Consider the following 13,962-nt stretch of genomic DNA (forward strand, 5'->3'; position numbering starts at 1 on the left):
CCGGCCCCGCGGGCCCGGGGCGGTGGCCGCCGCGACGCCGCCGCGACGGCCCCGCCCCCCCGGGGCCCTCAGCCCTCGCGCTTGGGCAGGCGGCGGACCTTCAGGCCGCCGCCCCACCGGTCGATCGCCTCGTCGTCGGCGAACGCCAGCGCGCGCAGCATGTTGCCGCCGTCGGAGGCCTCGACCGCGCGGCGGAGCCGCCGCCGCATCGGCTCGGACAGCTTCGTGGTCCCGGCCTCGACGGTGTCGCCGTAGAAGGGCGCGAAGGCCACCCCGGCGAACCCGGTACGGCGCAGCAGCACCGGCATCGTCTCGGCCGAGTAGAACATCAGGTGGTTCTTGGTGAACCCGTTCCACTCGCTCCCGAACGCCTTCAGCTGCAGCGAGGCGGCGTTGACGGTGAGGATCATCAGCACCCCGCCCGGCGCGAGCAGGCTGCGGAAACGCCGGAAGTCCTCCAGCGGCCGGGGCAGGTGGGCCAGGACCGACCAGAGGGTGATCACGTCGAAGCCGCCCACCGCGATCTCCGGGACGTCCTCGGGGGCGCCGTGGTAGGCCCGCGCCCGGGTGAGCCTCCGGTTGGCCTCCACCACCGAGTCCGGCGACAGGTCGACCCCGGCCGCGTCGAACCCGCGCTGCTCGGCGAGCTCCAGGAAGAGCCCGGCCCCGCAGCCGAAGTCCAGCAGCCGCCGTCCCGCGCCCTCGGCGAAGACGGGGTGGAAGGCGTCCATGGTCAGCCGGTAGCGGCGCTGCCGGTCCGCGGCGTACTTGCCGGTCAGGAAGGCGCTGTAGTTGTCGGCGTACAGGTCGCCCAGGCGGTCGGGCCGGATGTTGGGGTTGCGGTAGAGGAACCCGCACGACGGGCAGCGCACCACGTGGTAGCTCCACCTGCCCTTGGGGTCGGCGGGCGTGAACAGCGGCTGCTGGCGGCTGTCGCCGCACAGGTGGCAGACGACGAACTCCTCCAGCTCGCCGAGCTTCGTGCGCTGCCGGTACTCCGCCAGCGTCATCAGCGGGGCCCGGCGCAGCCGCAGCCGCCACAGCGCCTGGCGCACGTGCCTCTCACCGGGCCGGACGTAGAGCCGCTGGCTCCACGGCACGTCGTCGTAGCGCGAGCCGTACACGGCTCGGTAGAGCACCCTCTTGACCGCTTTAATGGCATGTCCGTTCACCGGCGTTCCGTCCCTGAGCGTCACGGTTCCATCGATTCGGTGAACCGGTACCCGACGTGTGATCGGGACAGACCCGGAAGCCGGTATAGCGTTCTTCATCGGGTGATAACGTCCCAGGCCATGCGCCCAGAAGACCTCGCCCTGCTGCACGTTCCCGGCAGCGTGACCCTCCACGAAGACCTCCTGCTGGTCGACGTGGCCCACCCGGACCTGGAGGCGGACGCCTACCGGGGCGGCCTGTGGCGGATCCCGCCCCAGGGCCCGCCCGTCCCCTTCACCCACGGGGACCTCGACACCTCCCCCCGCATCTCGCCCGACGGCGCCTGGGTGGCCTTCCTGCGGGCCGCCGCGGGCGGGCGCCCGCAGCTGCACGTGATGCCCACCGGCGGGGGCGAACCCCGTGCGATCACCGACCTGCCGCTCGGCGCGGGCACGCCGGTCTGGGCGCCCGACTCGCGGCGGATCGCGTTCACCGCCCGGGTCCCCGAGCCCGGCCGCTACGGCACCGAGGAGGGCGTGGAGGCGGCGGCCGAGGCGCCGCGCCGCATCACCGGTTTCCGCTACCGCCGCGACGGCGTCGGGTTCATCCAGGACCGGCGGCTGGTGCTGTACGTCGTCAACGCGCTGGCGGAGATCCCCCAGCCGGTGGCGCTGACCGACGGCCGCTACGACGTCGAGGACCCCTGCTGGTACGGCGAGGAGCACCTGCTGGTCTCGGCCCCGCGCGACCTGGACCCCGAGAGCCTGCACACCGACCTGTACGCGGTGCCCGCGCTCGGCGGGGAACCGGTCCTGGCGGTGCGCAGCGCCGGTTCGGCGGGCCACCCCGCCGTCCTGCCCGGCGGCGACGTGGTCTATCTCGGCACCGAGTTCTCCGGGATCCACGCGGTGGCCCGCAACACCGGGCTCTACCGCGCCTCCCCGGCCGCCCTCGCCTCCGCCGCCTCCTCGCGGGCCGGCGGCGGGCCCGCGACCGGCACGCGGCTGACCGAGGAGGAGTCGGTGGACTGCGAGTCGCTGCCGCCGCTGCCGGCCGAGGGCGGCGTCCTGGTCGCGGTCCGGGTGCGCGGCGCGATCGAGCTGCGCCTGGTGCCCCTCGACTCCGCCGGCACGCCGCTGGGCAAGCTGCCGGTCGTGCTGGGCGAGCGGGGATGCGTCAAGGCGTTCGCGGCCTTCGGCGGGCGGACCGTCGCGGTGGTCTCCACGCCCGAGCACCCCGGTCAGGTCGTCGAGGCCGACCGGACGCTCGCCGACTTCTGCGGGCCGCTCCCCGGGGTCCGGCCGCTGAGGGAGATCACCGCCGTCGCCCCCGACGGCTATCCGGTGCACGGCTGGATCGCCCTGCCCGAGGGCGAGGGACCGCACCCGGTCCTGCTGAACGTGCACGGCGGACCGTTCCACCAGCACGGCTGGGGCTTCCTCGACGAGACCCAGGTCTACGCCGCCGCCGGCTACGCGGTGGTCCTGCCCAACCCCCGGGGCTCGGCCGGGTACGGCCAGGCGCACGGCCGGTCCGTGATCGGCGCGCTCGGCACGGTCGACGCCGACGACGTGCTGGCCCTGCTGGACGCGGCGCTGGCCCTGCCGGAGTGCGACGCCGGGCGGGTGGGCGTGATGGGCGGCTCCTACGGCGGGTTCATGACCAGCTGGCTGGCCGCCCACCACGGGGAGCGCTTCCGCGCCGCCTGGAGCGAGCGCGCGGTCAACGCCTGGGACTCCTTCACCGGTTCCTCCGACATCGGCTGGTACTTCGCCGAGGCCTACTGCGGGCCGGACGCCGGGACGCAGCGCGCGATGAGCCCGCTCCACCACGCCGACCGGATCCGGCTGCCGTTCGCGGTGGTGCACTCGGAGGAGGACTGGCGCTGCCCGGTCGAGCAGGCCCAGCGGATGTACGTCGCCCTGCGCCGCAACGGCGTGCCCGCCGAGTTCCTGCTCTTCCCCGGCGAGGGTCACGAGCTGAGCCGCAGCGGCCGGCCCCGGCACCGCCTGCAGCGCTTCGAGGCCGTCCTGGAGTGGTGGTCCCGCCACCTGACCGCCTAGCGCGGGGCCCGCGAGGCCCCGCCGCCCGACCGATCGGCGGGAGCGTGCGGGCCGGCCCGGCGCGGTCACGCCAGGCAGGTCAGCGGCCTGCCCCCGTTGTAGTCGATCATCTCCAGGACCGCGGTGACCAGGTCGATCGGCTCTCCCGGGGGCAGGCCGTCCAGCTCGGCGTAGGCCCGGTGCAGGTTGCCGACGATGCGCTCGGGATCGAGCAGGGCGCCGTACTCCCCGAGGTCGGTCCCGCGCGCCGCCTCCAGCGGCGACAGCCCGGCCGCGCGGCCGCGCTCGGCGGTCTCCCACACGAAGCGCAGGTAGCCCCGGACCCGGTCGATCACCTCCGGCCCGCAGACCGCCCCGTGGCCGGGCACGATCGTCTCCGCGCCCAGGGCCTGGATCTCGTCGAGCGCCCGCAGCGCCCCGCGCACCGAGCCCATCATGACGAAGGGGGTGCCCCCGTTGAAGAGCAGGTCGCCGGAGAACAGCAGCCGGCGCTCCGGGATCCACACGATCGAGTCGTTGGTCGTGTGCGCGGGGACGCCGATGTGCCGGACCTCGCACCGCAGGTCGCCCGCGTGGACCGTCACCCGGTCGGTGTAGGTAAGGAACGGCGGGCAGGCCTCGAGGTCCCCCCACTCCACCTCGGTCCAGGCCATGCCGAGGTAGGACGGGATGCCCTCGGCGAGGATCGCCTCGCGGGTCTTCTCGTGCCCGACGATCGTCGCCTCGGGGAAGGCGGAGTTGCCGAAGGTGTGGTCGCCGTGGTGGTGGGTGTTGACCAGCGTGGTGACCGGGCGGTCGGTGACCGACCTGATCGCCTCCCGGTAGGCCAGGGTCCGCCGCTCGGTGGAGCAGGAGTCCACGCTGATGACGCCGCGCGGCCCCACGAGGAAGCCGGTGTTGTTGATCCACCAGCTCCCGTCGGGCTGGACGTAGGCGTAGACGCCGTCGGAGACCTCCTCGACGCGGGGCGGCGGGAGGGGGTGGTCGTGCCTGGATGAGCTCATGATCTCGATTGTCGGGCCTGCCGGGCCCCCGGTCACCGGGATCGCGGGGCCCGGTCCGGCACCCGCACGACGAGGACGGCGATGTCGTCGCTCGGCAGCCCCGACTGGAACGCCACCACCTCCTCCACGAGCCGGGTGGCGATGCCCGCCGCGTCCGCGCCCCGGGCCGCCTCCAGCGAGCGCGCCAGCCGCTCCTCGCCGAACATCCCCTCCTCGGCGCGTCCCTCGGTGATCCCGTCGGTGTAGAACAGCAGCGCGTCCCCCGGGGAGAGCTCCACCTCGGTCTCGTGCAGCCGCGGGTCGGCGAAGACGCCCATCAGGTCCCCGGGGCGGCCCACCGCCTCCGTCCCGCCCTCCCGCAGGACCCGCAGGGGCGGCGGGTGCCCGCCGAGGGCCAGGGCCAGGCGGGCCCGTCCCTGCCCGGTCTGCCGGATCCAGGCGTAGGCCGCGGTCAGGAAGCGGCCGCCGCGCTCGCGCAGGAGCGCCTGGTTGAGCACGGAGAGCACCTGGCCGGGCCGGGGCTCCCCCATGGCCGCGGCGCGCAGCGTGTACCGGGCCAGGCTGGTGACGACCGCCGCGCGGGCGCCCTTGCCGCACACGTCCCCGAGGGAGAGCCCCCAGCCGTGCGGGGTCTCGAACAGGTCGTAGAAGTCGCCGCCCACCTCGTCCCCGTGCCCGGCGGGCCGGTACACGCCCGCGACGTCCAGGCCGGGGACCTCCGGCAGCGCCGACGGCACGAAGCTCGCCTGCAGGATGTGGGCGAGCTGCCGCGCCTCGGCCTCGGAGCGCTCGGCCCGCCGCCGCTCGTGCAGCAGCTCCCGCTCGTAGCGCCTGCGGTCGGCCGCCGCGACGGCGGAGAGCCGGATGACCGCCGGCCGCCCTCCGGCGGCCGCCTTCAGCACCCCGTTGAGCAGGACCGGGATCCGGCTGCCGTCTGCGTGCTTCAGCTCGACCGCGATCTCCCGGACCTCGCCCTGCATCACGAGCAGGGGTGCGAAGTGGGTCTCGTAGAAGATGCGGTCGCCCACCGGCAGGAGGGCGTGGATGCGCGTCCGGCCGACCAGGTCGGCGCGGGTGTAGCCGGTCATGGCGAGGAAGGTGGCGTTGGCCCGGACGACCGTGCCGTCCGTGAGCGTGGACAGGTAGCCGAACGGCGCGTTCTCGTACAGGTCCTCGAAGTCGTCCTCGACGGGACCGGTCGGCGGCGTGCCGCCCGCGCGGGTGGCGGTCTCGTCCGGCTGGGCCACGGGAGAGGTCCTCCGTCCCCGCTCAGTCCCGCAGGAAGGAGCGGATCGCCTCGACGGTCTCCTCCGGGGCGCTCAGGTTGGGGCAGTGGCCGGTCGCCTTCATGAGGACCAGCTCGCTGCCCGGGATCGCCCGGTGGACGTACTCCCCCACCTGCCGGGGGGCGATCACGTCCTCGGAGCACTGCAGGACGAGCGTGCGGGCCCGCACCCGCCGCAGGTCGTCCCGGTTGTCCGACAGGAAGGTCGCCCGCGCGAACCGCCGGGCGATGGCGGGGTCGGTGCGGCAGAAGCTGTTGGTCAGCTCCTCCCCCAGCTCGGGGCGGTCCGGGTTCCCCATGATCATCGGGGCCATCGCGCCGGACCAGCCGAGGTAGTTGCTGTCGAGCGATTCGAGCAGCTCGTCGATGTCCTGCCGGCTGAATCCGCCGACGTAGTCGCCGTCGTCGATGTAGCAGGGCGACGGACCCACCAGCACCAGCCGCTCGAAGCGCTCCGGCTCCTCGTTCGCGGCGAGGACGCCGATCATCGCTGCGACCGAGTGGCCGACGAACACGGCCTGCTCGATGTCCAGTTCGCGGCAGATCTCCAGCAGGTCGCGGGCGTAGCCGTCCAGGGAGGAGTGGCGCTCGGCGGAGTAGCTCGCCAGGTCGGAGCCGCCGTAGCCCAGGTGGTCGAAGAGCACGATGCGGTGGTCGTCGGCGAAGGCGGGGGCGACGAACCGCCACATGCTCTGGTCGCACCCGAATCCATGAGAAAAGACAATGGTTTTTCCAGAAAGATTACCGGATATGGTGACGTTGTTACGGGCCAGAACATCCACTGCCGCAGACCGCCTTTTCCACAAAAACCAAAACCAAATTGTGTTCGGAGCATATCCTGCCCCGGGAGGGGCCCGGACGCCGCATCGCCGCGGCCCCGCCCCCTGCCCCGTCCCGGCTCCGGCGAACCGGGCGGCGGCCCGGCCCGTTCCCGCCCCGCGGGGTCCTCCCCGGCGGAGCAGGCAGAACACCCGGCAGAACAGGAGCCGCCATGGGAAACGCGATCCGTCCGGCGGGCCGGCGGGCCGGCGCGGCGGCGGCCGCGCTCACCGCCGCCGTCCTGCTGGCGTCCTGCTCCCCGGGCGCGGGCGCGGGACACGCGGCGGGGCAGCGCCACCCGTCCGCCTCCGGCGCACCGGACGGCGCGGCCGGCGGCGGCCGCGGAGCGCACGGCGGCCACGGGAGGGCCGCGCAGCCGCCGCCCGCGGCGCCGCTGCGGGACTCCGAGCGCTTCGTCGACCTCGCGCTGCCCCGGCCGTACACGCCGCAGGCGCCCGCCGGGGCGACCGACGAGTACCGCTGCTTCCTGCTCGACCCCGGGCTGAAGGAGCGGGCGTTCCTGACCGGCAGCCAGTTCCTGCCGCAGAACACCGGCCTCGTGCACCACGCGATCATCTTCCGGGTCGGCCCGCGGGCCGCGGAGCAGGCGGAGAAGGCCGACGCCGCGGCCCCGGGCGACGGATGGACCTGCTTCGGCAACGCCGGCTTCGACGACGGCGCGTGGATCGGCCACTGGGCGCCCGGGGCGGACGAGACCCTGCTGAAGCAGAAGGTCGGCTACCCGATGCCGCCCGGCAGCCGGCTGGTCGTGCAGGTGCACTACAACCTGCTCGCCACAGGGGGCGAGCCGGCGGGCAGCGACCGGTCCGGGATCCGGCTCCGGCTCGCCGACGGGACGTCCGACCTCGCCCCTCTGGACACCGCGCTGATCACCGCGCCGGTCGAGCTGCCCTGCGCGCCCGGCGAGTCCGGCCCGCTCTGCGAGCGCGGGGCCGCGGTCCGCGACGTGGCCGCCCGCTTCGGCGACCAGGCCATGGCGATGGTCGACGTCCTCAACCGGTTCTGCTCCGGGGGCAGGCCCCCCGCCGCCGGACCCACCCAGCGCTGCGACCGGAGGACCGACCGGGCCGGCACGGTCTACGCCGCCGCCGGGCACATGCACCTGCTCGGCCGCTCGATCAAGGTGGAGCTCAACCCGGGCACGCCCGGCGCGAAGACCCTGCTCGACATCCCGAACTACGACTTCGACGAGCAGGCCGTCCGCCCGCTGCCCGAACCGGTCGCCGTCAAGGCCGGTGACACCTTCCGGGTCACCTGCACCCACGACGCCGGGTTGCGCGCCAAGCTGCCCGCGCTGCGCGGACTGCCGCCCCGCTACGTCGTGTGGGGCGAGGGCACCAGCGACGAGATGTGCCTGGGCCTGCTGGTCTGGTCGCCCGCCGCCTGACCGCGCCGCGGGGCGTGCCCGCTCCGGCGGGACGGCCCCGGCCGCGTCACCCCGCCGGAGCGGGCGCGCCCCGCGCGGCGGTTTCCCCGGCCGCCTGCGGGTAGCGGGACGGCATGCGCATCGGAAACACGGAGGTCGGGTTCGTCGGCGGCCGGGCGGGATGCCTGACCATGATCATCGTCTCGGTCCTGCTCTCGATCCTGCTGACGGTCCTGCTCAACCTGCTCCTGTGAGGCCCTCACCCGCCCGGCGGCCGTACGGTCCGACCGCCCCGGGACCGGCGCCCCGTTGTCGCGGGCGCGGGTCCGGCGTACGTTCCGGTTACACACCGCCGATGGCAGGGAGACGCCGTGGCCGATCTCGTTCCGCCCCAGCTCGTCGTCGACAGCAGGATGATCTACTTCGGCTGGTTGCCCGCCGACCCGGACGCCGTCGCGGCCCTGGTGCCCGACGGGCTGAAGCCCGCCGCCGACCGGCGGGTCTTCATGAACCAGTACGTCGTCGACCGGCCCGAGCAGACCTCGGGGTTCGGCGCGTACTCGCTGACCTACATCGGGCCGGACTTGGAGGACGCCTACGCGCCCGACGGCGTCACCCCCGGCCGCTGGTGGACGCACTACTTCAACTCCAGCGCGGTGGTGCGCGAGTACGCCGCGGCCCGGGGCGTGCCCGCCACCCCGGGCCGTACCGTCATCGAGGTCGAGGACGGCAGGCTCGTCGCGACGACCGAGGCCGACGGCGTGCCGGTGATCCGGACGACCGCCCGGGTGGGCGAGACCGGCACGGCGGTCAACCGCGGGCAGCTGCGCTACATCACGGAGGCCGGCGGGCGGCGGATGAGCGGGATCTACCCGTTCGTGGCGGAGCCGGTCGATCCCTTCGAGGTCCTGTCACTGGAGTTCCTGGAGCCCGGCCACCCCGTCCACGCGCTGCGGCCCGCCGACCCGCTGCAGGTCGTGTGGGGCTTCTACTCGCCCCGCTCGTCCTTCGCCTATCCCGGCGGCGAGTCGGCGATGGACTGACCGCCCGCGCCCCCGGGGCGGCGGGCGGAGCACCCGTCGCTCCGGGGACCGGCGCGGGTCGGCGGACGTCCTGACCGCCCGCCGACCCGCGCCGGATCCTCAGGGGCGGCGTCGCGCCAGGCGGCGGCAGTGGCCGAGGGTCCGCTCCGTCGACGCGATCAGCTCCGGCTCTCCCTTCGCCCTGCGCAGCTCCAGCGCCCGCCGGAGCAGGTCCTCCGCCTCGGCGAGGCGGCCCTGGTCGATGCGCTGCTTGGCGAGGTGCTGGAGGGCGAAGTCGCGCATGTCCGGCGGGGCGGCGGCGAGCGCCTCCAGATAGAGGGGCTCGGCCCGCTCCAGGTCCCCGGCGTAGCGGTGGGCGTCGGCCAGGTTGATCCGGACGGCCGCCCTGGCCGCGGGGTCCTCCCCCGCCAGGGGGACGGCCCGCTCCAGGCAGGCCACGGCCTCGCCGTACGCGCCGAGGACGACCAGTCCGGACCCGATCCGCCGTAGCAGCCGGAACACCTCGCCCGGCCCGGCCGGCCCTTCCCGCTCGGCCCGCTCCAGATCCGCCTTCAGTGCCTCGACCCGGGCGGCGTAGGCGTCCCGGTCCGCCGGGACCATGCGGAGCCGCTCGTCGTAGACCACCTCGGTGCTCATGCGGGCCAGGCTACGACCGGCCCGCTCCGGTGCCGCACGGGTGCGCCGGGTGCGGTCCCCGCCGTGATCGGTACCCTGACGATGCATGACCGGGCGCGGCCGGGGCAGGCGGACGCCGATCGATCACCTCGATGACGGGAGGGTGGGATATGACCATGACGCTCGACGAACCGGCCGACCTCGAGACGAAGGGCTGGCAGGCCCTGTCCTCCACCCCGCAGGCCGCCACCGAGTTCTACGAGCGGGTCCTCGACCACACGGTCGTGATGCTCCTGCCCGGCGGCACGGTGCTCGACGACCGGGCGGCGGTCGTCGCCTCCATGTCCGGCCGGCCCTGGTCGTCCTACGAGCTCCAGGACCTGCGGGTCACGGAACCGGCTCGCGGCACCGCGCTGGTCACCTACGGCGCCGTCGCCAGGCGGGACGGCGCTCCCGCGTACTCGGCGCTGATGAGCAGCCTGTACGTGCTCCGGGAGGACGGCTGGAAACTGGCCTTTCACCAGCAGACTCCGCGCTGAGCTCCGGAAAGGGCCCGCCCCGCGGGGGCTGCCGCCCCGCGGGGCGGAGCGCCGTCCGGTCGCGCCGGGACGTACGAGGCCGTCGCCGCCGGGTGGCCGCTGCGCGCTCAGGCCCCAGCGGTCTCCCCGCGCCGGCCGGGGGCGGCCTCGGCCGCGTGGGGGCGCCCGGAAGCCGCGTGGGGGCGCCCGGAACGCCGTCCTTCGACGCAGAACCGGTTGCCCTCGGGATCGGCGAGCACGACGTACGCCGGCTCCTCGGGCCGCGGGTCGTCCGGATAGTGGGGCCAGTCGACCCGCCGCGCGCCCAGTGCCACCAGCCGGTCGACCTCCTCGTCGAGATCGCGGTCCCCCGCGTCGAGATCGAGGTGCGTCCGGGGGAACTCCTCGGCGGGGCTCCGGCTCACGTCCATCGCGATCGCGGCCCCGGGCACGCCCGGCGGAGGCTCCAGGACGATCCAGTCGTCACCCTCGAAACGCGGCGGCCGCCGCACGTATCCGAGCGCCTGGCGCCAGAACTCCCCCGCCCGCACGTCGTCGGTGACGCCCAGCGATATCTGCTTGATCGTCGTCACCCGCCGAGGCTACCAAGCCGTCCCGCCGCGGTGATCGGCCTGAGGGAACCGAGGACGGCACCGGCCAGGCCCCGTACGGGGCCCGGCCGGTGCCGGGCGGGCGCGCCGGGCGGGCGGCGGCCCGCCCGGCGCGGGGTGGGCGGCGTCCGGCGGCCCGCCCCGGGGTCTACCGGCGGGTGATGTCGGATTCGGAGTACCGGCAGTGCGTGCCGTCGGGGCCCTCACCGATCTTGCTGGGCTCGCTGCCCTTCGGCACGCCCTTGTACCGCTCGCAGATGGTGGTGTCGCCGTACACGGTGATCCGGCTGAAGCGCGCGGTGTCGCCCCAGTTGGAGTTGATCCCGGCCAGCACCTTGGTGGAGCGGGCGGTGACGCCGTCCATCACGACGTGGCGCTGGTAGGAGGTGGAGCAGTTGCCGCAGGCCCGGTACAGCTTGCCGGCGCTGTGCACCTGGAAGTTGCGGATGGTCACCGTGCCGGCGCCGTTGTGCTGGAAGACCTTGTCGGAGGCGGACTTGGCGCCGCCGCCGTCCACCAGGTAGGCCGCCGAGGAGCTGGAGCCGCGGAAGGTGGCGGCGTCCTCGCCGACGTCGTTCCACCACACGTTGCGGATGGTGCAGGATCCCTCGCAGTGGATGCCGTCACCGGCCGGGGCGTCGATGATGACGTTCTGGATCGTGCCGCCGTTGGCCACGACGAACATCGGATCCTGGCTCTCGCTCTGGCCGCCGTCGCCGATGCCGTAGTAGCGCTTCATGCCGCCGTCGAAGAACGAGCCCACGTTGCGGGTCTCCGTCTGGTGCACGCTGCCGGTGGCCGTGGGCCACGAGCCGCTGCCGTCACCGCCGCCGCTGGTGGGCGTCACGGTCGGCGTGGGGTCGGGGTCGGGCGTGCCGCCCCCGCCGGCCGGCCGCAGCGTCCACTGCTTGGTGGCCGCCGAGTCGCAGGAGTTCTGCTGGAGCACGGCGCCGGAGGAGGTGGAGTTGTCCTTGACGTTGAGGCACTTGCCTCCGTTGGCGTTGACCACCCGGTAGTTGGAGCCGGACGCGGTCAGCTGCCAGGTCTGCGAGGCGGCCGAGGTGCAGGACTCCTGCTGGACCGCCTTGCCTGCGCTGGTGGAGGCGTCGCGGACGCCGAGGCACTTGCCGCTGTGCGCCGCCTTGATCTGGTAGCCGCTCCCGGAGGAGGTGAGCGTGAAGACCTGCCCGGCGGAGCCCGCACAGGTGGACTGGACGAGCTGGACGCCGTCGCCGGTGCTCTGCCCGGGCACGGCGGCGCACAGGCCGCTGCCGGCGTTGACCAGCGTGTAGTTACCGTTGGACGGGGCCGCCGAGGCGGCCGTGGCGAACACGGTCACCAGCCCGCTGCCCGTCACGAGAGCGGCGGCCAGCACGACCGCCAGCCTTCTGTCTTTACGCACGGTGAACTCCAGTTCGGTTGAAGGGGGTGTGACGCCCGACCGGGGTCGGAGCGCGTCAGGAGGTGGTCTCTCCGGAGCCCGCGCCGGTGATGGCGGCCGACGCGGCGTCGGCGGCCGGGCCCGCCCTGCTCCTTGCCGTTCCGCTCAAGGCGAGCCCCTCTCCGCGAGGACCGACGAGTACGCGGCAACTTTCTGGAAAGCGCTTTCCAACAGCAGGGCCAGTAAATCACAAGGAGGCGGCGCGCCAAAGGCACTCCACTCGCCGCCCCAGCCGGCCGATCGCCGTCCGACCAGCTCAGGCCGTATTCCGGGAGCCCTCTGCGACCCCGGCGCCCCATGAAAGTTTCATCACCGGCCGCGCCGCCGCCCGGTGAGCGGTCGTCTCCAGGTCTTTCCGCGCCGCCCCGCAACCGGTGATCCGGCCGGTCCCGCCCCGCCGGAATCCGCCACGCGGCGGACGCTTTCCGTCCGTCCCGCCCGATAGCGTCCGCACATGATCGACACCGTGGTGAAGACCCGCCGGGGCCTGGTCCGAGGACGCGCCCGGGACGGCGCCGTCTCCTTCAAGGGCATCCCGTTCGCCGCCGCGCCGCAGGGCGCGCTCCGCTTCCGCCCGCCCGCCCCGCCGCCTGCCTGGGACGGGGTGCGCGACGCCGCCGCGTTCGGCACGCCCCCGCCGCAGTCGCCCCCGGCCCCCGGGGTGCCGCCGATCTGGCGCCCCGGCGACGGCCTGGCCCCCCTGACGCTGAACGTCTGGACCCCCGACCCGGGCGCCGCGGGACTGCCGGTCATGGTGTGGATCCACGGCGGCATGTGGAAGGCGGGCTCCGCCGCGATGCCGCAGTACGACGGCGCCGCACTGGCCCGCTCGGGGGTCGTGGTGGTGACCGCCGACTACCGGGTGGGCTTCGAGGGCTTCGGCCACCTGCCCGGCGTCCCGGACAACCGGGGCCTGCTCGACCAGCTCGCGGCGCTGGAGTGGGTGCACGGCGACATCGCGGCCTTCGGCGGCGACCCCGGCAACGTCACCGTCTTCGGCCAGTCCGCGGGAGCGGCCTCGGCCGTGCTGCTCCTGGCCGCGCCGGCCGCCCGGGGCCTGCTCCGGCGGGTCATCGCGCAGAGCGTCCCGGCCGGCTACCGCAGCACCGCCGAGGCCGAGCGGGTCACCGGGGCGCTGGCCGCGGCGGCCGGCGTGCCCGCCACCTGGGAGGGGTTCGCCGCCCTGCCGCCCGAGGCGATCCTGGCCGTCCAGGACGCGCCGACCGGCGCCGGCGCGGGCGGCGGCGCGTTCGGCCCGGTCGTCGACGGCGAGCTGGTCACCGGCCCGCCGTGGGAGGCGCTCCGGGCGGGCGCGGGCCGGGACGCGGACCTGGTCTGCGGCTTCACCCACGAGGAGTACCGGGGGATCGCCCCCGCGGGCCCTCCCCCGGGCGCCGGGCCCGAGGCCGCGGCCGCCGCGCTGGGACTCGGCGGGCAGGCGGCCGCCGCCTACCGCCGCGCCCACCCGGGCGCCTCCGACGCCGACCTGTTCACCGCGGTGATGTCGGACGCGCTGGTGCGGATGCCGACCACCTGGACGGCCGAGGCGCACGCGGCGGCGGGCGGCCGGACCTGGCTGTACGACTTCGCCTGGCGGGGGCCGGTGCTCGGCGCCGGGCACGGCGTGGACGTGCCGTTCACCTTCGGCAACGGCGACGGCCGCTTCGCGGCCCGCTTCCTGGGCTCCCCGCCGCCTACGGATTTCCCCGCCCTGTCGGAGCGGATCCGTACGGCCTGGGCCTCCTTCGCCGCGACCGGCGACCCCGGCTGGCCGCGCTTCGACCTCCGGGCCCGCCTGACCCGGATCTGGGACACCGTCCCCTCCGACGCCCCCTATCCGCTGGAGGACTCCCGGCGCATCTGGGAGCGGGCCGCGGAGCGCTGAACCGGGAGAGCGCGGAAGGCCCGGGACACGAGGCGGAGCTCTTCACCGCACCCGGCGCTCCAGGGAGGGCGGGCGCGTACACGGTGACGGTGAGCGCCCGCGGCAGCTGGTGGTGCGGTTCCCGGCCGAAGAGGCGTCC

General features: G+C 74.8%; 12 protein-coding genes. 5 read left to right on the top strand and 7 right to left on the bottom strand.

All coding sequences use genetic code 11. The annotated features are described in order from the left end of the window. Window positions 1-68: 68 nt before the first annotated feature. Entirely contained in the window at window positions 69-1,172 is a 1,104-nt protein-coding gene (locus tag ABD823_RS21635; protein WP_344862415.1) for a class I SAM-dependent methyltransferase, read from the bottom strand. Between the two features lie 120 nt (window positions 1,173-1,292). Here ABD823_RS21635 and ABD823_RS21640 point away from each other — a divergent pair, with 120 nt between their 5' ends. Next, the gene (locus ABD823_RS21640) at window positions 1,293-3,215 is read left to right on the top strand and encodes an alpha/beta fold hydrolase (RefSeq protein ID WP_344862417.1); all 1,923 of its coding nucleotides are present in this window, start codon (window positions 1,293-1,295) and stop codon (window positions 3,213-3,215) included. Window positions 3,216-3,280: 65 nt separating this feature from the next. Here ABD823_RS21640 and ABD823_RS21645 read toward each other — a convergent pair whose 3' ends face one another. Genes ABD823_RS21645 through ABD823_RS21655 form a run of 3 tightly spaced genes read right to left on the bottom strand, consistent with a single transcriptional unit; the run spans window position 3,281 to window position 6,286 of the window. Further along, entirely contained in the window at window positions 3,281-4,219 is a 939-nt protein-coding gene (locus ABD823_RS21645; protein ID WP_344862419.1) for an MBL fold metallo-hydrolase, read from the bottom strand. Between the two features lie 32 nt (window positions 4,220-4,251). Then, complete coding sequence (locus ABD823_RS21650) at window positions 4,252-5,466, bottom strand: PP2C family protein-serine/threonine phosphatase (RefSeq protein ID WP_344862421.1); 1,215 nt, start codon at window positions 5,464-5,466, stop codon at window positions 4,252-4,254. A gap of 22 nt (window positions 5,467-5,488) precedes the next feature. After that, complete coding sequence (locus ABD823_RS21655; RefSeq protein WP_344862423.1) at window positions 5,489-6,286, bottom strand: alpha/beta fold hydrolase; 798 nt, start codon at window positions 6,284-6,286, stop codon at window positions 5,489-5,491. Between the two features lie 209 nt (window positions 6,287-6,495). Between ABD823_RS21655 and ABD823_RS21660 the strand changes: the two genes are divergently transcribed. Beyond that, window positions 6,496-7,731: a monooxygenase gene (locus ABD823_RS21660; RefSeq protein ID WP_344862425.1), complete on the top strand. Its 1,236-nt coding sequence runs from the start codon at window positions 6,496-6,498 to the stop codon at window positions 7,729-7,731. Between the two features lie 350 nt (window positions 7,732-8,081). Further along, complete coding sequence (locus tag ABD823_RS21665) at window positions 8,082-8,753, top strand: acetoacetate decarboxylase family protein (protein WP_344862427.1); 672 nt, start codon at window positions 8,082-8,084, stop codon at window positions 8,751-8,753. A gap of 99 nt (window positions 8,754-8,852) precedes the next feature. Here the strand turns inward: ABD823_RS21665 and ABD823_RS21670 are convergent, their stop codons facing one another. Next, window positions 8,853-9,389 carry a tetratricopeptide repeat protein gene (locus ABD823_RS21670; RefSeq protein WP_344862429.1) on the bottom strand — a complete coding sequence of 179 codons (537 nt, stop codon included), beginning with the start codon at window positions 9,387-9,389 and terminating at the stop codon, window positions 8,853-8,855. Between the two features lie 155 nt (window positions 9,390-9,544). Between ABD823_RS21670 and ABD823_RS21675 the strand changes: the two genes are divergently transcribed. Next, on the top strand, window positions 9,545-9,907 hold the full coding sequence (locus ABD823_RS21675; RefSeq protein ID WP_344862431.1) for a DUF4440 domain-containing protein: 363 nt from the start codon (window positions 9,545-9,547) through the stop codon (window positions 9,905-9,907). 107 nt (window positions 9,908-10,014) lie between these two features. Here the strand turns inward: ABD823_RS21675 and ABD823_RS21680 are convergent, their stop codons facing one another. Further along, complete coding sequence (locus ABD823_RS21680) at window positions 10,015-10,479, bottom strand: VOC family protein (RefSeq protein WP_344862433.1); 465 nt, start codon at window positions 10,477-10,479, stop codon at window positions 10,015-10,017. A 166-nt stretch (window positions 10,480-10,645) separates the two neighbouring features. Continuing rightward, entirely contained in the window at window positions 10,646-11,899 is a 1,254-nt protein-coding gene (locus ABD823_RS21685) for a pectate lyase (RefSeq protein ID WP_344862435.1), read from the bottom strand. A 493-nt stretch (window positions 11,900-12,392) separates the two neighbouring features. On the opposite strand from ABD823_RS21685, the gene ABD823_RS21690 reads away from it, so the two are divergent. Next, window positions 12,393-13,823, top strand: coding sequence for a carboxylesterase/lipase family protein (locus ABD823_RS21690; protein WP_344862437.1), 1,431 nt, complete (start codon window positions 12,393-12,395; stop codon window positions 13,821-13,823). Window positions 13,824-13,962: the final 139 nt, after the last annotated feature.

The organism is Planomonospora alba, from assembly GCF_039534085.1.
GTDB classification, from domain to species: domain Bacteria; phylum Actinomycetota; class Actinomycetes; order Streptosporangiales; family Streptosporangiaceae; genus Planomonospora_B; species Planomonospora_B alba.

Excerpts from the sequence above, each read along its gene's own strand:
- ABD823_RS21670 (WP_344862429.1), bottom strand. The coding sequence starts at position 9,389 with ATGAGCACCGAGGTGGTCTACGACGAGCGGCTCCGCATGGTCCCGGCG.
- ABD823_RS21690 (WP_344862437.1), top strand. The coding sequence starts at position 12,393 with ATGATCGACACCGTGGTGAAGACCCGCCGGGGCCTGGTCCGAGGACGC.
- ABD823_RS21640 (WP_344862417.1), top strand. The coding sequence starts at position 1,293 with ATGCGCCCAGAAGACCTCGCCCTGCTGCACGTTCCCGGCAGCGTGACC.
- ABD823_RS21660 (WP_344862425.1), top strand. The coding sequence starts at position 6,496 with ATGGGAAACGCGATCCGTCCGGCGGGCCGGCGGGCCGGCGCGGCGGCG.
- ABD823_RS21675 (WP_344862431.1), top strand. The coding sequence starts at position 9,545 with ATGACGCTCGACGAACCGGCCGACCTCGAGACGAAGGGCTGGCAGGCC.
- ABD823_RS21645 (WP_344862419.1), bottom strand. The coding sequence starts at position 4,219 with ATGAGCTCATCCAGGCACGACCACCCCCTCCCGCCGCCCCGCGTCGAG.